The organism is Acidovorax sp. FG42, assembly GCF_057809195.1.
The window spans coordinates 17,002-36,877 of record NZ_JBMDJM010000017.1; the positions used below are offsets into that span (position 1 = coordinate 17,002).

18 protein-coding genes are annotated in these 19,876 nt (G+C 66.1%); 11 read left to right on the forward strand and 7 right to left on the reverse strand.

Annotation, left to right across the window (positions count from 1 at the left end; translation table 11 throughout):
* The 10 genes from ACODSM_RS16970 (at position 1) to ACODSM_RS17015 (ending at position 11,155) form a co-directional block, all read left to right on the forward strand.
* On the forward strand, positions 1-714 hold the full coding sequence (locus ACODSM_RS16970; RefSeq protein WP_060984321.1) for a YebC/PmpR family DNA-binding transcriptional regulator: 714 nt from the start codon (positions 1-3) through the stop codon (positions 712-714).
* Between the two features lie 111 nt (positions 715-825).
* A complete protein-coding gene (locus ACODSM_RS16975) occupies positions 826-1,122 on the forward strand; it encodes a DnaJ domain-containing protein (protein WP_488806273.1) in 297 nt (98 codons plus the stop codon).
* A complete protein-coding gene (locus ACODSM_RS16980) occupies positions 1,119-1,694 on the forward strand; it encodes a hypothetical protein (protein WP_015014300.1) in 576 nt (191 codons plus the stop codon). Before ACODSM_RS16975 ends, ACODSM_RS16980 begins: the two co-directional genes overlap by 4 nt.
* 5 nt (positions 1,695-1,699) lie before the next feature.
* Entirely contained in the window at positions 1,700-2,464 is a 765-nt protein-coding gene (locus ACODSM_RS16985; RefSeq protein ID WP_488806274.1) for a hypothetical protein, read from the forward strand.
* Entirely contained in the window at positions 2,464-3,720 is a 1,257-nt protein-coding gene (locus ACODSM_RS16990; RefSeq protein WP_082753150.1) for a hypothetical protein, read from the forward strand. Before ACODSM_RS16985 ends, ACODSM_RS16990 begins: the two co-directional genes overlap by 1 nt.
* A 221-nt stretch (positions 3,721-3,941) precedes the next feature.
* Entirely contained in the window at positions 3,942-5,168 is a 1,227-nt protein-coding gene (locus ACODSM_RS16995; protein WP_488806275.1) for a GGDEF domain-containing protein, read from the forward strand.
* A 132-nt stretch (positions 5,169-5,300) separates the two neighbouring features.
* Positions 5,301-5,954: a DUF1569 domain-containing protein gene (locus tag ACODSM_RS17000; protein ID WP_488806276.1), complete on the forward strand. Its 654-nt coding sequence runs from the start codon at positions 5,301-5,303 to the stop codon at positions 5,952-5,954.
* A gap of 227 nt (positions 5,955-6,181) precedes the next feature.
* Positions 6,182-7,252 carry an HlyD family secretion protein gene (locus ACODSM_RS17005; RefSeq protein WP_488806277.1) on the forward strand — a complete coding sequence of 357 codons (1,071 nt, stop codon included), beginning with the start codon at positions 6,182-6,184 and terminating at the stop codon, positions 7,250-7,252.
* A complete protein-coding gene (rbbA, locus tag ACODSM_RS17010) occupies positions 7,216-10,020 on the forward strand; it encodes a ribosome-associated ATPase/putative transporter RbbA (RefSeq protein ID WP_488806278.1) in 2,805 nt (934 codons plus the stop codon). Before ACODSM_RS17005 ends, rbbA begins: the two co-directional genes overlap by 37 nt.
* Position 10,021: 1 nt before the next feature.
* Positions 10,022-11,155: an ABC transporter permease gene (locus tag ACODSM_RS17015; RefSeq protein WP_488806279.1), complete on the forward strand. Its 1,134-nt coding sequence runs from the start codon at positions 10,022-10,024 to the stop codon at positions 11,153-11,155.
* A gap of 58 nt (positions 11,156-11,213) precedes the next feature.
* Here ACODSM_RS17015 and ACODSM_RS17020 read toward each other — a convergent pair whose 3' ends face one another.
* Complete coding sequence (locus ACODSM_RS17020) at positions 11,214-12,488, reverse strand: amidohydrolase family protein (RefSeq protein WP_343735803.1); 1,275 nt, start codon at positions 12,486-12,488, stop codon at positions 11,214-11,216.
* A gap of 70 nt (positions 12,489-12,558) precedes the next feature.
* Between ACODSM_RS17020 and ACODSM_RS17025 the strand changes: the two genes are divergently transcribed.
* On the forward strand, positions 12,559-12,918 hold the full coding sequence (locus ACODSM_RS17025) for a VOC family protein (RefSeq protein ID WP_488806280.1): 360 nt from the start codon (positions 12,559-12,561) through the stop codon (positions 12,916-12,918).
* A 34-nt stretch (positions 12,919-12,952) separates the two neighbouring features.
* Here ACODSM_RS17025 and ACODSM_RS17030 read toward each other — a convergent pair whose 3' ends face one another.
* The 6 genes from ACODSM_RS17030 to upp form a co-directional block, all read right to left on the reverse strand.
* Complete coding sequence (locus ACODSM_RS17030) at positions 12,953-13,876, reverse strand: ABC transporter permease (RefSeq protein ID WP_488806281.1); 924 nt, start codon at positions 13,874-13,876, stop codon at positions 12,953-12,955.
* 114 nt (positions 13,877-13,990) lie between these two features.
* A complete protein-coding gene (locus tag ACODSM_RS17035; protein WP_488806282.1) occupies positions 13,991-15,052 on the reverse strand; it encodes an ABC transporter permease in 1,062 nt (353 codons plus the stop codon).
* A 24-nt stretch (positions 15,053-15,076) separates the two neighbouring features.
* Entirely contained in the window at positions 15,077-16,621 is a 1,545-nt protein-coding gene (locus tag ACODSM_RS17040) for an ABC transporter ATP-binding protein (protein WP_488806283.1), read from the reverse strand.
* 201 nt (positions 16,622-16,822) lie between these two features.
* Positions 16,823-17,734, reverse strand: coding sequence for a 5'-methylthioadenosine/S-adenosylhomocysteine nucleosidase (locus ACODSM_RS17045; RefSeq protein ID WP_488806352.1), 912 nt, complete (start codon positions 17,732-17,734; stop codon positions 16,823-16,825).
* A gap of 175 nt (positions 17,735-17,909) precedes the next feature.
* Complete coding sequence (locus ACODSM_RS17050; RefSeq protein ID WP_488806284.1) at positions 17,910-18,920, reverse strand: BMP family protein; 1,011 nt, start codon at positions 18,918-18,920, stop codon at positions 17,910-17,912.
* 300 nt (positions 18,921-19,220) lie between these two features.
* Positions 19,221-19,850: a uracil phosphoribosyltransferase gene (upp, locus tag ACODSM_RS17055; RefSeq protein ID WP_056062295.1), complete on the reverse strand. Its 630-nt coding sequence runs from the start codon at positions 19,848-19,850 to the stop codon at positions 19,221-19,223.
* Between the last annotated feature and the right edge of the window lie 26 nt (positions 19,851-19,876).

Here is a 19,876-nt window from a genome sequence, read left to right on the forward strand (position 1 = left end):
ATGGGCGCGCAGTGGAAAGCAAAAGGCAAGGCTCTGGTGGCCGATGCCAAGGGCAAGCTGTTTGGCAAGCTGGTCAAGGAAATCACCGTGGCCGCACGCGGCGGCGCCGACCCGGCCAGCAACTCGCGCCTGCGCCTGGTGGTCGAGCAGGCCCGCAAGGCATCGATGCCCAAGGACACGCTGGAGCGCGCCATCAAGAAGGGCTCCGGTACCGGCGCCGACGCCGTCAGCTACGAACGCGTGATCTACGAAGGCTTTGCCCCCCACCAGGTGGCCGTGATGGTCGAATGCCTGACCGACAACGTGAACCGCACTGCCCCCGAGATGCGCGTGCTGTTCCGCAAGGGCCAGTTGGGCACATCTGGCTCGGTGGCGTGGGACTTCAACCACGTGGGCATCATCGAAGCCGAGCGTGCCAACGCCGATGCCGACCCCGAGCTGGCCGCCATCGAAGCCGGTGCGCAGGACTTTGAAGCTGGCGACGAAGAAGGCACCACCGTCTTCTGGACGGACCCCACCGACCTGGATCTGGTCAGCCGCGCGCTGCCAGCCCACGGCTTCACGGTGCTGACTGCCAAGCTGGGCTACAAGCCCAAGAATCCGGTGAACCCTGCCAACCTCACGGCCGAACAGCTGGAGGAGGTGGAGAACTTCCTGGCCGCCATCGATTCGAACGACGACGTACAAAACGTGTTTGTGAGCCTGGGAGGCTGATGCCAGCGGGCTGGTGCTGGAGCAGGTACCGCATACGGTGCCGCGCAGCATTCCGCCCACTCCATCCGTTGGCTGGCCACCTCTTGTTTTGACGGACCCATCCACTGTTTCATGACTGCTGACCACTACGCAGCCCTCGGGCTGGCGGCCAACGCGTCGCTGGCGGACATCAAGAAGGCCTTTCGCCAGAAGGCCTCGTTCTACCACCCCGACCGCAATACCGACCCCGACGCGGCCCAACGCTTTGCTGAAGTGCAAAAGGCCTACCAGGTGCTGTCGGACGACGACGCCCGCCAGGCCTACGACGACAACCGCCGCCGCAACCTGCTGGACGACCCGCTGCAGACCGCCCAGGAGATCTGGCAGGCCTACAGCGCGCGCATCCTTTCTCACCCTTCTGCCCTGTGAAACTTTCTCCCTATTTTTATGACCTGCGCTCGGCCTACCAGGCCGAGCTGGATGACCTGGTGTCGGACTCCGAGGGCAACGACGTGCTGCGCAAGCGCCTGGCCGAAAAGCGCAACGAGATGGCGTTTTTGGTGCAGATGATGGAACTGGCCCCCGAAATGGTGGCCGTGGTGTTCCACCGGGGCTTTCGCTTCACCCAACCGGCGGCGCTGGAGCACCTGCTGAGCCTGCCCGTGAATGAGTTGCCCGACTGGCACAGCCTGGGCCACGCCGTGGCGCTGGAGCCCTGGGCGCAGAGCCTGGCGCAGACGGTGCTGCGCGAGCCCCAGGGCGCACGCTTTCTGACCGTGGCTGCTGGCCTGGAATACCTGCAGCAGCACGCCCACATGGCCCCCGCTGCCGCCGCACATGGCGACAGCGATGCCGAAGAGGACAGTGAAGACGCCGCCGAGCACGACGACGACTACAGCGCCCTGAGTGCCGACGACGCGGTGGACCCACACAACAGCCGTACGCGCGAAGAGGCCAGCGCCAACTGGCTGGCCGACGTGGGCTTTGAGCGCAAGGAATGACGACCATGAGCAGCAGCAACCAACACCTGGCCCTGATCACCAAAACCACCAGCCTCATCGCAGCCGGTGACATCGTGGGCGCCGAATCGGCGCTGGCAGAGCTGGCCGATGCCGAAGGCGACAACGCCCTGATGGTAGTGCTGGACCAGCTCGCCCCCAAGGACATCCTGGCCGTGATGCGCGAGTACGACGACTCCAAGACGTCCGTGGTCAACATGCTGGTCACGCCTGAGCAGTTTGCCCGCGCCATGGTGCTGGAGAAGCAGTACAAGGACCTCACCCACACCCACCTGCGCAACATGGTCAACGCCGTGGTCTTCCGCGACGATGCCGACCCGGTGGAATTCCTCACCGCCATAGGCGACCTCGAAGGCGGCGCCGAGGCCCTGGCCAACTACTTTGCGGAAAAGTGGAGCCGCATCGAAGCCTTTGCCCGCACTGGCACGTTTGACGCGACCGAAGACTACGGTGTCACGCTGAGCGATGACGAACTGCTGGCCTCGGGCTATGTGCAGCCGCGCGTGGACCTGGACGAGGTGGCCGACCGCGACTGGATGCAGATGGCCTGGCTGCTGCGCTACGAGTGCCGCGACCTGTTCATCGAAATGCTGCTGGTGCTGCGCGCCAAAGCCCGTGCTTTTGATATGGGCCTGGAAGAGGGCGATGAGACTCCCGCCGAGGAAGACGACGGCAAGTTCGAGACCAGCGAGACGGACCGTGGCAAGGCCACGCCCGCTGCCCGCGCCTCTGACGAAGAATCCGCGATTTGATGATGTCCCAAAGCTCGGCACTGCAACTGCACGACGCCCGTCCTTTCTTTGAAAAGGCGCTGGTCTACGGCGTTCAGCATGGCATCCTCGACGCGGACCGGCTTGCGGCCATCCATACCGATGCGCCCAAGGGCATGGTGCAGATTGCGCGCTACTTTGGCAGTGAGTTTTTGCGGCCCGAGCTGGAAAAAGCGCGGGACCGCATGGTCAACCTCATCAGCCTGTACCTGCTGGAGACCACGGACGGTGATCTGGCCAAGGCGGCGGTCTCGTTGCGCGACAACTCCTTTTTGTCGCGCTCCAAGGGCGGGTCGGACATGCTCAAGCGGCTGATCGCCATGCCCGAGAGCAGCAACTTTGGCATGGCCGGTTATGCCGATGCCGAAACCCCGCTGCTGGCTGCCTGGTCGTTGCGCAGCCATGCCGACTACCGCGCGGAGCTGGCCCGCCGCAGCCAGATCGCCCAGGCCATCGCCGCCGCCGAATGGCTTGCCGCGCAGTACGACCTGGACACCGACGAGCTGGAAACCGCTGGCGCTGACGCAGAGGCTGTGATCCGCACAGGGCTGCTCATGCAGGCGCTGAACCCCAAGGCCATGGCAGCGGGTGAGTGGCCCAGCGCCCCGGCGTTTGAAAAGCTGGTGACGGCACTGCGCAAAAAGAAGGCACCCGTGCCGACGGCGCTGCGCTTGCCCGCTGGTGTGCCCGCAGAGCTGCGCGATGTGCTACAGGCCCAATGCGCTGCGGTGCTGGCGGACTTGCCCAAGCTGCTGCAGTCCACTGCGCCCCTGCGCACCCTGTTGCGCCCCATGGGCGCCTTTCGGGCGCGGTACTTCCTGCTGGACGACCCGCTGGCCGAAGTGGACAGCTTTCACCGCAGCCTGGACGCCCTGGAGGAAGACGACGAGCCTCCGCAGCCCGCCAGCAAGACCTGGACGAAGGCGACCGCAGGCAACGAGGACGAGCACTCCCTGCTCACGCTGTTCCTGTGCCTGGCCGCTGGCGCGCCCAAGAAGACGCTGCTGACCGAGAAAACCGCCGCCAGCCTGGTGCGCAAGATCCGCAAGTCCGGCCTGCAGCCCGAGCTGGCGGCCGACTTCATCCGCACCCATGCGGCGGCCGCCTTCCAGCAAGACTACCTGGCGCTGTGGTCCGGTTTTGTGCAAGACGCGCAGGCCACGCTGACCAGCGACCGTGACTACCAGATGCACGACGCTCTGGCGCTGCTGCGGCGCGAATGCCACGTGGTGGGCTGACAGGTGCGCCCATAGGCCGAGCGAGGGGGCGGCCTGAGAGGCTCCAGGCGCTAGCTCAAGCACTGCATGGATGCCCGCAAAAGAGTCGCGGGGCAGTCAAGGCTCTCGGTTACCATTGTTAACGTTGACAGTCATCGCATAGCCTGCAAGCCATAGCAGCCGGGCGTTGGGCGATGGCGTCGCGTTGTGAGCCTCATTGCCATCGCCTGTCTGTACCCTCTGTGCACAGCCCCACCCTCCTTATCGTCGCGGCCATTCTTGCAGCGCTGGTCACTGGCGTTTTGTCCGCGGTGTGGCTCTTCAACAGACGCATTCCCGGGCTTCGCTTCTGGGCGCAGGCACTGTTTTGCGCCACCGTCTTCTGCATCAACCTGCTGCTGCGCGACCATGTGCCGCTGCCGTTGTCTGTAGTGCTGGCGCAGTCTTCCGTAGCGTTGGCTGCATACCTATGCCTGCTGGGCGCACGCGAGTACATGGGACGGGCGCCCTTGGGGCACGGTGTTGCCGCACTGGCCTTGGCGCTTCTGCTGGGTACGGCCTTGTTTTTTACCCTGGTCAAGCCGAACGTACAGGTGCGCATCGTGCTGACGGGTCTGGTGCCTGGGGTGTTGTTCATTGCGGCCGCGCACACACTGGCCCGTGGCGGCGTTCACAAGGTGCCCGCACGGTACCTGTTTGCGGCCACGGTGGGCGTGCATGGAGCGTTCTTGCTGGTGCGGCCTTTGTTGTTCAAGCTGGCCGCGCCCGCCGATGGGGCGCAGCCCGAGACGGGCATGGTGGCTGCGCTGTCGCAGTTTGTGGTGCTGGAGTCCACCCTGGCGCTGGTGCTGGTGGCGTTTGGTGCGCTCATGCTCACCAATGAGTTCATCACCAACGAACTGCGTCACTTGGCCGAGGTGGACCCCCTGACCAATGTGTTCAACCGCCGCGCGTTTCTGACCCTGCTGGACAAAGCCATCAGCAACGCCCAGCGCACGCAGACGACGTTGCCCGTGCTGGTGATGGACCTGGACCATTTCAAGAAGGTCAACGACAGCTGGGGTCACCGCGCGGGTGACGATGTGCTGCGCCATTTTGTGATGCTGGCCCAGCGCTGCCTGCGCAAGGAGGACGTGATGGGTCGACTGGGGGGGGAAGAGTTCGCCATCTTCTTGCCCAACGCAGGGGCCGGTGGCGCCGTTGCAGTGGCCGAGCGGCTGCGCGCCATGGTGGAGGCCCACCCGGTGGTGACCGAGCAGCGCAGCATTGCGCTCACGGTGAGTGTCGGCGTCACCGTGTGCACGGGCAGCGAGTCTGCAGGCACGGCCCTGCAGCGTGCGGATGAGGCCATGTACCTGGCCAAGGAACGGGGGCGCAACCGGGTGGAGATGACAGTGGCCGCCGCAGCGCCCCTGGCCGCCGCTACCACCACCAACCAGCCTGCCGCGCGGACCACCCTGGCGGCATAGGAGCTGCCTTGCGTCGTGGCGGGCTGTGTCGGCTGCCCGACCCTGGCGGTGGCGGCATGGGTCCCAAAGTCGGTGTCGCCCGTCACAATCGCCTTTTTCACCCCGCCTTCGGTGATGCGAGCAGACAACCCCATGGCAGTCCCCACCCCTCCTGGCGCTCCCAGCGACGCCCACGCTGCAGCCCCCCAATCCGCTGGCACACAGCCCGCGCCCTCTTCGTCGCCCGTAGCGCCCGGCCGCAGGGCATTTCTGGCCACCGGGGCCGGGGCGGCGCTCGCAGCCGCTGGCGCTGCGGGCTATTTTCTGCACCAACCGGGCAACGACCGACGGCTGGTCTTCGCCACCCTGCACGATGCCATGGGCGAGGCCGAGCGACTGAATGCTGCCTCTGTCCACGCGCTGGAACCCGCCACGGCCTGGACCTGGGCGCAGACGCTGGTGCATTGCGCGCAGAGCATTGAATACTCGTTGCAAGGCTTTCCGTCGCCCAAGTCGGCGCTGTTTCAGAACACCCTGGGGGCCGCCGCTTTCAAGGTGTTTACTCTGCGGGGCCGCATGAGCCACAACCTGGCCGAGCCCATTCCGGGCGCCCCGGCCCTCGATGCGCAGACCACGGACGCATCGGCCGCCATCGCACGCCTGCGCCAGGCGGTGCAGGACTTTGCCATCCACACCGGTGCACTGCAGCCTCACTTTGCCTATGGCGCATTAACCCGGGCGCAGTACGAGCAGGCGCACGCCATGCACCTGGCCAACCATCTGTCGGCCTTTGATGGGCGCGGCTAGTTCAGGCGCTGAAGACTAAAGCTGCGCTCGTCTGAAGCTGCTGGACCAGCTCCGCAGCCCAGGCGTAAGACCCACGCAATTGCAGCCAAATTGATGCAAGTCAAGGGAGGCGGCCGACTGCGCGCAGCCCATGAGGGCCCTGCGCTTACGATACTTTTTGAGGTGAGGCGCCTTCGCTGATGTGACTGCCAATGCGCTCTGCCTCCGCACCAAAGAGGATCAGAGCCATGGGCAGCAAGTGGAAAATTTATGCGGCCGTCGCAGCGCTGTTGCTGCTGGGCACCGTATTGGTCGTGCGGTGGGCGCCCTGGCAGTCCAAGGGGCCAGGCCCGGGCTTTGTGAGCGGCAACGGCCGCATCGAGGCCACCGAGATCGCCGTGGCCACCAAGCTCGCGGGCCGGGTGCAGGACATACTGGTGGCCGAGGGCGATTTCGTGAAGGCGGGGCAGCCCGTGGCCCGTATGCAGATCGACGGCTTGCAAGCCCAGCGCGAAGAGGCCGTAGCCCGGCTGCAGCAGGCGCAGCTGGCCATCAGCAGCGCGCAGGTGCAGGTGGCCCAGCGCGAAAGCGACTACCAGGCTGCACTGGCGGTCGTGGCCCAGCGCGAAAGCGACCTCGACACCGCCCGCCGCCGCCTGCCACGCTCTGAGCAGCTGGCGCGCGAAGGTTTTTTCTCCAGCCAGTTGCTGGACGACGACCGCGCCAAGGTGCGCAGCCAGCAGGCCGCCGTGACCGCTGCCAAAGCCCAGGCCAAGGCCGCACAGGCGGGCATTGGCGCGTCGCGCACGCAGGTGACCAGTGCCGAGGCCAATGTGCGCGCTCTGGAGGCCACGCTGGCCCGCATCGATGTGGAGCTGACCGACAGCGAGCTCAAGGCCCCGCGCGACGGGCGGGTGCAGTTCCGCGTGGTGCAGCCCGGCGAGGTGGTGGGCGCAGGCGCGCGCGTGCTGCAGCTGGTGGACCTGACCGATGTGTACATGACCTTCTTTCTGCCCGAGACCGTGGCGGGCCGTGTGGCGCTGGGCAGCGATGTGCGCATCGTGCTCGATGCCGCGCCGGGCTTCGTGATCCCGGCCACCGTGTCGTTTGTGGCCAGCACCGCGCAGTTCACGCCCAAGACGGTGGAGACCGCCAGCGAGCGCCAGAAGCTCATGTTCCGCGTGCGCGCGCAGATTGACAAGGCGCTGCTGCTGCGCCACCAGGAGCAGGTCAAGACCGGTCTGCCTGGTGTGGCCTGGCTGCGGGTGGACCCCGCCGTGGAATGGCCCGCCAACCTTGCCATCAAGGCGGACCAGTGAGCCTCCCCGGCAGCGTGGCACCCGTGGCCCGCCTGCGTGGCGTGGGCCAGCGATATGGGCGCACGGTGGCGCTCGCAGACATCGATTTGGAAGTGGCCGCGGGCCGCATGGTGGGCCTGATCGGACCGGATGGCGTGGGCAAGTCCAGCCTGCTCGCGCTGGTGGCGGGCGCCCGTGCAGTGCAGCAGGGCACGGTGGAGGTGCTGGGCGGCGACATGGCCCAAAGCCGCCACCGCAGCCGCGTGTGCCCCCGCATCGCCTATATGCCGCAGGGTCTGGGCAAGAACCTGTATCCCACGCTGTCGGTGGAAGAGAACCTTCAGTTCTTTGGCCGCCTGTTCGGGCACGACGCGGCCGAGCGTCGCCGGCGCATCGATGAGCTCACGCGCAGCACCGGCCTGCACCCGTTCCTGGCGCGGCCTGCGGGCAAGCTCTCGGGCGGCATGAAGCAGAAGCTGGCGCTGTGCTGCGCGCTCATCCACGACCCCGACCTGCTCATCCTGGACGAGCCCACCACCGGCGTGGACCCTTTGGCGCGCGCGCAGTTCTGGGACCTGATCGGCCGCATCCGCGCCGCGCGGCCCGGCATGAGCGTCATCGTGGCCACCGCCTACATGGAAGAGGCCCAGCGTTTTGAATGGCTGGTGGCGATGGACGAGGGGCGCATCCTGGCCACGGGTACGCCTGCCGAGCTGATGGCCCGCACCGGGCACGATGCGCTGGAGCAGGCTTTTGTGGCCCTGCTGCCCGAGGCCAAGCGCCGGGGCCACCAGGCGGTGCAGATTCCGCCGCTGGACCGGTCGCAGGCAGACGACGCAGCCAACGTTGCCATCGAGGCGCGCGACCTCACCATGCGCTTTGGCGACTTTGTGGCGGTGGACCATGTGAGCTTTCGCATCCAGCGGGGCGAGATCTTTGGTTTTCTGGGCAGCAACGGCTGCGGCAAGTCCACCACCATGAAGATGCTCACCGGCCTGCTGCCCGCCAGCGACGGGCAGGCCTGGCTGTTCGGCCAGCCGGTGGACCCCAAGGACATGGCCACGCGGCGGCGCGTGGGCTACATGTCGCAGGCGTTTTCGCTGTACAGCGAGCTGTCGGTCGAGCAGAACCTGGTACTGCATGCCCGCCTGTTCCACGTGCCCGAGGCCGAGGTGCCCGCGCGCGTGACGGCCATGCTGGAGCGCTTTGACCTGCAGGCCGTGCGCAGTTCGTTGCCCATGAAGCTGCCACTGGGCATGCGCCAGCGCCTGTCGCTGGCCGTGGCCATGGTGCACCAGCCCGAGCTGCTGATTCTGGACGAGCCCACCTCGGGCGTGGACCCGATGGCACGCGACAACTTCTGGCGCCTGATGGCGGAGCTGGCGCGGCGCGACAAGGTCACCATCTTCATCTCCACCCACTTCATGAACGAGGCCGAGCGCTGCGACCGCATCTCTCTGATGCACGCGGGGCGCGTGCTGGAGAGCGCTGCGCCGCAGGACATTGTGGCCAAACGCGGCGCCACCACGCTGGAAGAAGCCTTCATCGGCTACCTGGAAGATGCTGCGGGAACGGCACCAGACCCTGTGCCTTTGCAGGCTTCGGACCCCGCTGCGCTATCGCCGGTGTCCGCATCCAGCGCTACCACCTCGCGCTCCCGTCTTCGCCAGAGCCTGGCCCGCATCCACAGCACCCAGTGGCGCGAATCGCTGGAGCTGCGCCGCGACCCGGTGCGCGGTGCCATGGCGCTGCTGGGCTCGCTGATCCTGATGTTCGTGATGGGCTATGGCATCAGCATGGACGTGGAGAACCTGCGCTTTGCCGTGCTGGACCGCGACCAGACCGCGCTGAGCCGCGCTTACACGCTGAACCTGGCGGGCTCGCGCTACTTCACCGAGCGGCCGCCCATCACCACCTACACCGAGCTGGACGCGCGCATGCGATCCGCCGAGATATCGCTGGCGCTGGAGATCCCGCCCGGCTTTGCACGCGATGTGGCACGCGGCCAGACGGTGCAGATCGGAGCGTGGGTGGACGGCGCCATGCCCCAGCGTGCCGAAACCGTCATCGGCTACGCCCAGGGCCTGCACCAGCAGTGGCTGGTGGAGCAAAGCCGCAGCCGCACGGGCACCGTGCCCCGAGGCCTGCTGGAGGTGGAGCCGCGCTACCGCTACAACCCCGATGTGCGCAGCCTGCCGTCCATGGTGCCTGCCGTGATTCCGCTGCTGCTGCTGATGCTGCCCGCCATGCTCACGGCCCTGGCGGTGGTGCGCGAGAAAGAGCTGGGCTCCATCATCAACCTGTATGTGACGCCCACCACGCGCACCGAATTCATGTTGGGCAAGCAACTGCCCTATGTGCTGCTGGCGCTGTTCAACTTTGGCCTCATGTGTCTGGCGGCCGTGACGGTGTTTGGCGTGCCCATCACCGGCAGCTTTGCCACGCTCACGCTGGGGGCTGTGCTGTTCAGCCTGTGCTCCACGGGCATGGGGCTGCTGGCCTCCACCGTCACGCGCAGCCAGATTGCCGCCATGTTTTTTGCCATGGTGGGCACGCTCATCCCGGCGGTGCAGTTTGCGGGGCTCATCAACCCGGTGTCGTCCATGACCGGATTCGCGCGCTGGGTGGGCGAGGTCTATCCGGCCAGCCACATGTTCACCATCAGCCGGGGCGTGTTCAACAAGGCCCTCACGCTGCAGGACTTGCAGGCCGAGTTCTGGCCCATGCTGGTGGCGGTGCCGGTCATCATCGGCGCGGCGATCTTGCTGTTACGCAAGCAGGAGACCTGACATGGCACTGCGTGGACGGTGGTCGAACATTTTTCGCCTCGGCATCAAGGAGCTGTGGAGCCTGTGGCGCGACCCGGCCATGCTGTTCCTCATCGTCTACACCACCACGCTGGCGGTGTACTCGGCAGGCATGGCGCAGCCCGAGACGCTCTACCACGTGCCGATTGCCATCGTGGATGAGGACGACTCGGCCTTGTCCCAGCGCATCGCCACCGCGTTCTACGCACCCCAGTTCACACGCCCGGCCATGATCAGCATGCGCGAGGTGGACCCGGGCCTGGACGCGGGCCGCTTCACGCTGGTGCTGCACATCCCCGTCCATTTCCAGCGCGATGTGCTGGCAGGCCGGGTGCCGCAGGTTCAGCTCAACATCGACGCCACCCGCATGGGGCAGGCGTTTGCGGCCAACGGGGCGGTGCAGCAGATCGTGCAGCTGGAGGCGGCAGAGTTTGTGCAGCGCGACCGCGCCGTGGCCGCGCAGCCCATCGAGCTGACGGTGCGCTCGCGCTTCAACCCGGCGCTGAGCCCTGCGTGGTTTGGTTCGCTCATGGAGCTGATCAACATCGTGACCATGCTGTCCATCATCCTCACGGGCGCCGCGCTGATCCGCGAACGCGAGCATGGCACGGTGGAGCATCTGCTGGTGATGCCTGTGACGCCCGGCGAGATCATGCTGGCCAAGGTCTGGGCCATGGCGCTGGTGGTGCTGGTCGCCACGTGGATTTCGCTCACGGCGGTGATCCGCTGGGCGATTGGCGTACCCATCGAGGGCTCGGTGCCGCTGTTTCTGCTGGGGGCCACGCTGCACCTGTTTGCCACCACGTCCATGGGCATCTTCATGGCCACGGCGGCGCGCAGCATGCCGCAGTTTGGCTTGCTGATGGTGCTGGTGATGATGCCGCTGCAGATGCTGTCGGGCGGCGTCACCCCGCGCGAGAGCATGCCGCTGTGGGTGCAGTACGGCATGGCGCTGGCGCCCACCACACACTTCACCGAGCTGGCCCAGGCCATCCTCTACCGGGGTGCGGGCTGGGCGGTGGTGTGGCCGTCGCTGGTGTGGCTGCTGGGCATTGGGGCCGTGCTGTTCAGCCTGGCGCTGGCGCGGTTTCGCAAGACGATTGCGCGCATGGCGTGATGATCTTTTTTGCTATTTAATGTATAGCTATCAAGGCATGATTCACTGGCGCTTGGGGCTATTTGGACGCAAAATCTACGCTATCGGGCCGACCGGGCAGCTGTAATTGCGCCACAGGCGCCGGGCTGCTGGCCACCCGTTGGCCGCGTCGCCACACACCCAGGCGCGTGGCCCGCAGGCGGATGGCGTCCACCGGGTTGCGCGCATGCAGCAGCACCAGGTCGGCGTGGCAGCCGGGGGCAATGCCATAGCCCTCCAGGCCCAGCAGGCGCGCTGGGTTCACCGTCACCGCATCAAAACACTGCCGCATCGCAGCCTGGCTGGTCATCTGCCCCACATGCAGGCCCATGTGCGCAGCCTCCAGCATGTCGGCGCTGCCGCCGCTGTACCACGGGTCCAGCACACAGTCATGGCCAAACGCCACCGTCAGGCCTGCGGCCATCAGCTCGGGCACGCGGGTCATGCCCCGGCGCTTGGGGTAGGTGTCGTGGCGGCCTTGCAGCGTGATGTTGATGAGTGGGTTGGCCACCACGCCAAGGTCGGCCTCTGCCATCAGGGGGATGAGCTTGCTCACGTAGTAGTTGTCCATGCTGTGCATGGAGGTGAGGTGCGAGCCCGTCACACGGCCGTGCAGACCCAGGCGCTGGGTTTCGAACGCCAGGGTTTCGACGTGGCGCGAGTGCGGGTCGTCGGATTCGTCGCAGTGCATGTCCACGCGCTTGCCGTGCTCGGCGGCCAGCTCGCAGAGGATCTTCACGCTTTCGGCCCCTTGGGCCATGGTGCGCTCGAAGTGCGGAATGCCGCCCACCACGTCCACACCCATATCCAGCGCACGTTTGATGTTGTCGAGCCCCCCGGGTGCACGCAGCACACCGTCTTGCGGAAAGGCCACCAGTTGCAAATCCAGGTAGGGCGCCACACGCTGCTTCACATCCAGCAGCGCCTCCACTGGCAGCAAGCTGGGGTGGCTGGTGTCCACATGGCTGCGGATGGCCAGCAGGCCGCGCGCCACGGCCATGTCGCAATACTGCAGGGCGCGTTCAACGATGGCGTTGTGGGTGAGCGTGGGCTTGAGCTCGCCCCACAGCGCAATGCCCTCCAGCAGCGTACCGCTCTCGTTTACGCGCGGCTGGCCGTAGCTCAGGGTCGAGTCCATGTGGAAATGCGCGTCCACAAACGGCGGGCTGACCAGCAGGCCGCCTGCATCCACCGTCTCATGTGCGGGGGCTTGCAGGCCTTCGGTCACTTCGGTGATGCGACCGCCTTGCACGGCAATCGACATGTTCTGGCGGCCGTCGGGCAGGGTGGCGTGGGTGATGAGCAGATCGAGCATGGTGGGAGAGTTTAGAGATTCGTCTGGGCGTGCAGGCACACTGCGGGTCTCAAGAACAAAGGGTCATCCGATGAACGAACATGAAAAGCTGAACTACGTCGAATTTGCCGCGCGCGACTTGCCCGCCACGAAGTCGTTCTTTGAAAAGGCCTTTGCATGGGCCTTTGTGGACTACGGCCCGGAGTACACGGCCTTCACGGGCCAGGGGCTGGACGGTGGCTTCTTTCAGGCCAGCCTGTGTTCCACCCCGGCCACTGGCGGCGCCTTGCTGGTGTTCTACAGCGCAGACCTCGAAGCCACCTTGGCCAAGGTGGAGCAGGCGGGTGGCTGCATCGTCAAGCCGGTGTTCGACTTTCCGGGCGGGCGGCGCTTTCATTTCACCGAGCCCAGCGGCAACGAGTTTGCGGTGTGGTCCGACCAGACGGTGTGAATGAATCGGGCGTGGTGGGTTCATTCGCACCTTCTCATCGCTCGCCCTTGCGGTAAGGCTTCATCAACGCCTGCGGATAAGCCGCCTTGCGCGCCACCAATACCAGCGCCAGGATGGAGAGCAGGTAGGGCAGCATCAAATACACCTGGTACGGCAGCCACGCATCACCCGCCTGCTGCAGGCGCAGTTGCAGCGCGTCAAAAAAGGCAAACAGCAGCGCACCCAGCAGCGCCTTGCCGGGCCGCCACGATGCAAAGACCACCAGCGCCACGCAGATCCAGCCGCGCCCGTTGATCATGTTGAAGAAGAAGGCGTTGAACGCTGACAGGGTGAGGAACGACCCTGCCACCCCCATGAGCGCTGAGCCCGCCACGATGGAGCCCGTGCGTGTAGCCGCCACCGAAATGCCCTGGCCCTCGGCGGCCTGCGGGTTCTCGCCAACCATGCGCACGGCCAGGCCCAGCGGCGTGCGCATCAGCAACCAGGCCATGAGCGGCACCAGCAGCAGGGCCAGCAGCGTGAGCGGCGTCTGTGCCGACAGGATAGGAATGCCCAGCCACTCCATCGGAGCAAAGGGCTCAATGGTGGGCGGCGTGTTCACTTTGGGAAAGCTCACCCGGTAGCCGTAGTAGCTCAGCGCCGTGGCCAGCAGCGTGATGCCCAGGCCCGACACGTGCTGCGACAGCGCCAGCCCCACGGTGAGCCACGCGTGCAGCAGCCCAAACACCGCACCGGTGAGCGCTGCCACCAGCACCCCGGTCCACAGTCCATGCACCGCATACACCGTGAGCCAACCTGTGAAAGCCCCGGCCACCATGATCCCTTCAATGCCCAGGTTCAGCACCCCGGCGCGCTCGCACAGCAGCACGCCCAATGTGCCCAGGATGAGCGGGGTGGCCACGCGCAGGGTGGCAATCCAGAACGCGGGGTTGGCGAGGATGTCGAGCAGTTCGGTCATGCGGCTGCTCCGTGGAAATTTGCTTTCATTTCGATAGCATCTAGCGCATGATTCACTAGCGCCAGAGGCCTATTTGGCTTGAAATTGTGGTGTGTATGGGTTGTCATGGCTGCTTCACTTCCACCGCACGCGGTACTGCGTCAGCAGCCCGGCCACCAGCACCGCAATCAGCGAAGTCGCCACGATCACATCCGCAATGTAGGTAGGCACGCCCACCGCGCGGCTCATGCTGTCAGCCCCCACCAGCACGCCCGCCACAAAGGTGCCCGCCGCAATCACGCCCAGCGGGTGCAGTCCGGCCAGCATGGCGATCACGATGCCGCTGTAGCCGTAGCCGGGCGACATGTCGAGCGTTACATAGCCAGTGCGACCGGCCACTTCGATGGCGCCAGCCAAGCCTGCGAGCCCGCCGGAGAGCAAGGCGACCAGCACCACCGTGCGGGTGATGGGCACGCCCGCAAAGGCAGCAGCGCGTGCATTGGCTCCCGCAGCACGAATGTCAAACCCCGGCACAGTGCGTGCCAGCAGCGCCCACAGCATCACGGCCAGCGACACGGCCCACAGCAGCCCCGTGTGCAGCCGCGTCTGAGGCACCAGCTTGGAGAGTTCCAGGTCGCCCTGTAATGCCACACTCTGCGGCCAGCCCATGGAGAGCGGGTCTTTCATCGGCCCATCGAGCAGGGCTGACACCAGCAGCAGCATGATGAAGTTGAGCAGGAGTGTGGTGACCACCTCGTCCACGCCCAGCCGCGCCTTCATCAGCGCCGGGCCCAGCAGCAGCGCCGCGCCCGCCAGCGCGGCCGCCAGCATCATGAGTGGGAAGAGCAGATAGGGCGACCACTCCAGCCCCGTGCCCCCATGCATGCCGCCCACGGCCACGGCGGCCAGCGCCCCGGCGTAAAGCTGCCCCTCGGCCCCGATGTTGAACAGCCGCGAGCGGAAGGCCACGGCCGCTGCCAGCCCAGTGAGGATCAGCGGCGTGGCGCGGGTGAGGGTTTCGGTCAGCGCAAACACCGAGCCGAACGCGCCTTGCAGCAGCAGGGCATAGGTTTGGCCCACGGGCGCACCGGCCCAGAGCACCAGCAGGGCGCTGACGATCAATGTGAACACCACGGCGCCCACCGGCGCCAGCACGTAGGCGGCGGGGGAGGTGTGGTTGCGTTTTTCGAGTCTCATGTGGGTTGTTCTTGTTTTTGTCGCTCAATGTGCAGCGCCTGCCATCGCCAGGCCGATGGCTTCGCGTGTCCAGTCTTCTGCGGGCCGGGCCTCGCTCAGGTGCCCGTCATGCATCACTGCCACGCGGTCGCCCAGCGCCAGCACTTCGTCCAAGTCGTCAGAAATCAGCAGCACGGCTGCCCCTGCGTCGCGCGCATTGATGAGCTGCTGCTGCACAAACATCACCGCGCCAATGTCCAGCCCCCAAGTAGGCTGGTGGGCCACGATGAGCTGGGGCGCAGGCGCGGTGAAGCCTGCTGCGTCCTTCGGCGGCATCAGCGCCCGGCCGAGGATGAGCTTTTGCATGTTGCCGCCGGACAGCGACCGGGCAGGAGTGTCCGGCCCGCCGCCGCGCACGTCAAAGGTCTCGGCCACGCGCTGTGCATGCTGGCGCGCAGCGCGGCGTTTGACCCAGAAGGCGCGGAACCACGGGTGCGCAAACCAGGGCCCGCGCAAGCGTTCGGCCACCGCGTTCTCCCACACGGGCAGGTCGCCCACCACGCCCACTGCGTGGCGGTCTTCGGGGATGCGGGCCACGCCCTGGCTGACCAGCCATGCGGGCCTGGCTTGTAGCGCCGCGCCGCGTAGCGTGACCTGGCCGGTGGTGGCGTTGCGCACGCCGCACAGCACATCGGCCAGCGCCACCTGGCCGTTGCCGCTGACGCCTGCAATGGCGAAGATCTCGCCTGCGCGCAGGGTGAGGGAGACATCGTTCAGCCGGTCGCGCCCAGCGGGTGCGGTGCTGACGTTGGTCAGGGTGCAGATGGGATCGCCCACATTCTTGGCGGGGCGGCGCTCGGCCGCCTCGATCGCATGGCCCACCATCCATTGCGCCAGCTGCCCTTGCGTGGTGCCCTGCGCAGGTGCCTCGGCCACCAGCTTGCCCTGGCGCAGTACGGCCACACGGTGCGATACGCGCAGCACCTCGCCCAGCTTGTGGCTGATGAAGATGATGGACAGGCCCTGCGCCACCATCTGCGCCAGGGTGTCGAACAGCGCCTCGCTCTCCTGCGGGGTGAGCACGGCGGTGGGTTCGTCCAGGATGAGGATGCGCGCGCCCCGGTAGAGGGCTTTCAAGATTTCAACGCGCTGGCGTTCGCCCACCGAGAGGCTGCCGACCTTCACATCGGGGCTGACGGGCAGGCCAAATTGCTGTGACACCGCCAGCAGCTTGGCGCGTGCCTCGCTGCGGCGCGAGAAGGGCTGCCACAGCGGCTCGCTGCCCAGCAGCACGTTGTCCAGCACCGTGAGGTTGTCGGCCAGCGTGAAGTGCTGGTGCACCATGCCAATGCCAGCCGCCAGCGCCGCGCGCGGCTGGCCGGGCGGCAGGGGTTTGCCGAAGACTTCGATGCTGCCTTCGTCGGCCATGTAGTGCCCGAACAGGATGGACATCAGCGTGGACTTGCCTGCGCCGTTTTCGCCCAGCAGGGCCAGCACCTCGCCGCGTGCCAGGGTCAGGCTGATGCTGTCGTTGGCGACGAGCTTGCCGAAGCGTTTGGTGATGCCCGACAGGCGCAGGACGGGTTCCATGTCAGGCCTCCGCAGTGCTGCGCGCTGGCTGCGGTGGGCTGTCACTCCCTCTCCCCTCGCGGGAGAGGGCTGGGGAGAGGGGGCTCCGCGCTAAAGCCAGGCAGAGCGCGTGCTTCCACGCGCCCCCTCTCCCCAACCCCTCCCCCGCGAGGGGGGAGGGGCTACCGGCGCATCGCGAAGGCCGTTGTGGGTTCATTGCGCTCATTTCCAGGCCGACAGAAACGCCCGCAGCACCTTGGCCGAATTGGCGGCCGCCAGGCCCATGAACGTGCCCATCTCGTTCTCGCCTTCGCCGCCACCGGCCAGGTCGCTCAGCGAGCGGAACGCGATGTAGGGAACGCCGTTGCTGTGGGCCACCATGGCGGTAGCGGCGGTTTCCATGTCGAGCACGTTGGCCTCGAAGGTCTTGAAGGCGTATTCGCGGAAGGCCTTGTTGTCTACAAACGCCTGGCCCGACACGCCATTGCCGCCCACCACCAGCTGCGGGCGCTGCTTGAGACAGGTGGCGGCCAGGCAGTGCTCCAGGCCCACGTTCTGCAGGCTGCGGGCAGTGGCCAGCATCTGGGGGTCGGCTTCAAACCAGAACTTTTTCGAGAGCTGGGGCTGGGCGGCCGAGCGCACTTCGACGGGGCGCGGGTGCATCATGCCGAAGGCGGGCATCGTCAGCTCGCTTTTCATCCAGGCGGGGGCGCTGTACTGGCCGGGCTGGTCTTCGCGCGCCATCAGCCATTCCATGTATTGGCCCCACTGTGCAGGCACCGTGACATCGCCAATGTGCAGGCTGGGGTTGACGCCGCCCGCAATGCCGCTGAACACCACATGGCTCACGTTGAAGCGGTCCAGCACCAGCTGGGTGTTCATGGCCGCGTTGGTCATGCTGATGCCGGAGAGGAACATCACCACAGGTTTGCCTTCGAGCGTGCCGGTGGTGAACTCCACGCCGTTGATGCTGTGCTTGGCAGGCTGTTGCACCTGGGGCAGCAGTACGGTCAGCTCGGGCGCAAAGGCGGAGATGACGGCGATGCGGGGCGTATCGTCCAGCCGCACTGCCGTCTTGCCGGGCGCGGGGGCAGCGCAGCCTGAGACCATGGCGGCCAGTGTCACAGCGCCCATAAGACGTGAACAACGGGTAGCCAGCGAGGCTTTTGCGGCGGAGAGTGAGGACATGAGGGCCTTGTCAGCGGTTCATTGCGGGGGGGTCTAACAAACAGGCCACCGCGTTGTGAGGGTGGCCTGCTCACGCAATAGAGAGAGGGCAAGCGGGCAGGGCGCCCGCCGCCCGCCGTGCTTACTTGGCCGTCGATTTGGGCTGGCTGTCGTCCACCTTGACGGTGAACTTGCCAGCCAGGATGTCGGCCTCCTTGGCCTTGACCTTAGCGACGATGTCGGCAGGCACCTTCTTCTCGAACGTGCCCAAGGGCGCTAGTTCAGAGCCCTTGTGCTTCATCATCGAATACGGGCCGTAGTCCTCGGCGGTGAACTTGCCTTCCTTGACCAGCTTGAGTGCGCGGTCGATGCTGGGCTCCATGTGCCACAGGGCCGATGCGACCACGGTGTCGGGGTACTGCTCTTGCGTGTTGATCACGTTGCCGATGGCGAGCTTGCCTTTTTCCTTCGCAGCGTCGCTCACGCCAAAGCGCTCGGCATATAGCACGTCGGCGCCTTTGTCGATCATGGCAAAGGTGGCTTCCTTGGCCTTGGGTGGGTCGAACCAGCTGTTGATGAAGGTGATGGTGAACTCGACCCTGGGGTTGGTCTCCTTGGCGCCCGCCATGAAGGCGTGCATCAGGCGATTGACCTCGGGGATGGGGAAGCCGCCCACCATGCCGATCTTGTTGGTCTTGGTCATGCCGCCAGCCACCATGCCGCTGAGGTACGCTGGCTCCTGGATGTAGTTGTCGAACACACTGAAGTTGGGCGCCTGCGGCTTGCCGGAGGAGCCCAGCAGGAAGGACGTCTTGGGGAAGTCCTTGGCCACCTTGCGGGCGGCGGCTTCCACCGCAAAGGCTTCGCCCACGATGAGCTGGTTGCCGCCGGTGGCGTACTCGCGCATCACGCGCTCGTAGTCAGCGTTGCTGACGTTTTCGCTGGCCTTGTATTCGATCTCGCCACGTGCCTCGGCGGCCTTGAGGGCCTTGTGGATGCGGCTGACCCATTGCTGTTCAAAAGGCACCGTGTAGATCGCCGCGACCTTGATCTTGGACTGCGCGAAGGCCAGAGAGGGCGCCATCGCCATGGCGGCCGAGAGGGCCATGGAGGTGCAGAGCAGGCGTCCGGTGAAGATGCGGCGAGTGGTCATGGTGGGGTTCCTTCAGACAAGCAAACAAGGAGGTTGGGTGTGCTGCTACCAAGCAAGGAGCGCGCCAGTCGGTGGCTGTGTAACTGCAAACCAGCGGCAAGTCTGCCAGAGGAAAGCCACCAGTTGGTAAAAAAATGGTGCATGCGTGCAGCGCATCCGGAAACCAGGCTGGGGCACCCCACCAGAGTAGGGCTCCCAATGGGCTGTTACGCAACGCAGGGAGGCCCGGTGATGAAAAAAAAGCCACCGCTGGGCGGCAGGCCCTGCGGTGGCTGGTGCACGGGCGCTGCCGTTGTGCGCTTATTTGGTGCCAAAAATGCGGTCACCCGCATCGCCCAGGCCCGGCAGGATGTAGCCGTGGTCGTTCAGTTCGCGGTCGATGGCGGCGGTGAAGATGGGCACGTCGGGGTGGGCCTTTTGCAGCGTGGCCACCCCTTCGGGGGCGGCCAGCAGGCAGACGAACTTGATGGAGCGGGGGTTGAGCTTTTTCAGGCGGTCCACGCAGGCTGCGGCCGAGTTGCCGGTGGCCAGCATCGGGTCCACCACGATGATGTCGCGCTCGTCCATCTCGGACGGCATCTTGAAGTAGTACTCCACGGGCTGCAGCGTGGCGGGGTCGCGGTACAGGCCGATGTGGCCCACGCGGGCGCCGGGCACCACGTTGAGCATGCCGTCCAGAAAGCCGTTGCCCGCCCGCAGGATGGAGACCAGCACCAGCTTCTTGCCGTCGATCATCTTGCCGGTCATGGTTTCCAGCGGGGTTTCGATCTGCACGTCCTGCAGCGGCATGTCGCGGGTCACTTCATACGCCATCAGTGTGGACAGCTCGCCCAGCAGGCGGCGAAAGCTGTTGGTGCTGGCGTCTTTCTTGCGCATCAGCGTGAGCTTGTGCTGGACGAGGGGGTGGGTGATGACGGTGACGTTGCTCATGGGGAACCTGAAAGGAGAAGGGCAGA

What these genes read in the sequence shown, in the direction of transcription:
- ACODSM_RS17025 (WP_488806280.1), top strand. Translation starts at nt 12,559, where the DNA reads ATGAACGAACATGAAAAGCTGAACTACGTCGAATTTGCCGCGCGCGAC.
- ACODSM_RS17045 (WP_488806352.1), bottom strand. Translation starts at nt 17,734, where the DNA reads ATGGGCGCTGTGACACTGGCCGCCATGGTCTCAGGCTGCGCTGCCCCC.
- ACODSM_RS16990 (WP_082753150.1), top strand. Translation starts at nt 2,464, where the DNA reads ATGATGTCCCAAAGCTCGGCACTGCAACTGCACGACGCCCGTCCTTTC.
- ACODSM_RS17035 (WP_488806282.1), bottom strand. Translation starts at nt 15,052, where the DNA reads ATGAGACTCGAAAAACGCAACCACACCTCCCCCGCCGCCTACGTGCTG.
- ACODSM_RS17015 (WP_488806279.1), top strand. Translation starts at nt 10,022, where the DNA reads ATGGCACTGCGTGGACGGTGGTCGAACATTTTTCGCCTCGGCATCAAG.
- ACODSM_RS17040 (WP_488806283.1), bottom strand. Translation starts at nt 16,621, where the DNA reads ATGGAACCCGTCCTGCGCCTGTCGGGCATCACCAAACGCTTCGGCAAG.
- ACODSM_RS16970 (WP_060984321.1), top strand. Translation starts at nt 1, where the DNA reads ATGGGCGCGCAGTGGAAAGCAAAAGGCAAGGCTCTGGTGGCCGATGCC.
- ACODSM_RS16985 (WP_488806274.1), top strand. Translation starts at nt 1,700, where the DNA reads ATGAGCAGCAGCAACCAACACCTGGCCCTGATCACCAAAACCACCAGC.
- ACODSM_RS17020 (WP_343735803.1), bottom strand. Translation starts at nt 12,488, where the DNA reads ATGCTCGATCTGCTCATCACCCACGCCACCCTGCCCGACGGCCGCCAG.
- ACODSM_RS17030 (WP_488806281.1), bottom strand. Translation starts at nt 13,876, where the DNA reads ATGACCGAACTGCTCGACATCCTCGCCAACCCCGCGTTCTGGATTGCC.
- upp (WP_056062295.1), bottom strand. Translation starts at nt 19,850, where the DNA reads ATGAGCAACGTCACCGTCATCACCCACCCCCTCGTCCAGCACAAGCTC.
- ACODSM_RS16975 (WP_488806273.1), top strand. Translation starts at nt 826, where the DNA reads ATGACTGCTGACCACTACGCAGCCCTCGGGCTGGCGGCCAACGCGTCG.
- ACODSM_RS17000 (WP_488806276.1), top strand. Translation starts at nt 5,301, where the DNA reads ATGGCAGTCCCCACCCCTCCTGGCGCTCCCAGCGACGCCCACGCTGCA.
- ACODSM_RS17050 (WP_488806284.1), bottom strand. Translation starts at nt 18,920, where the DNA reads ATGACCACTCGCCGCATCTTCACCGGACGCCTGCTCTGCACCTCCATG.
- ACODSM_RS17005 (WP_488806277.1), top strand. Translation starts at nt 6,182, where the DNA reads ATGGGCAGCAAGTGGAAAATTTATGCGGCCGTCGCAGCGCTGTTGCTG.
- rbbA (WP_488806278.1), top strand. Translation starts at nt 7,216, where the DNA reads ATGGCCCGCCAACCTTGCCATCAAGGCGGACCAGTGAGCCTCCCCGGC.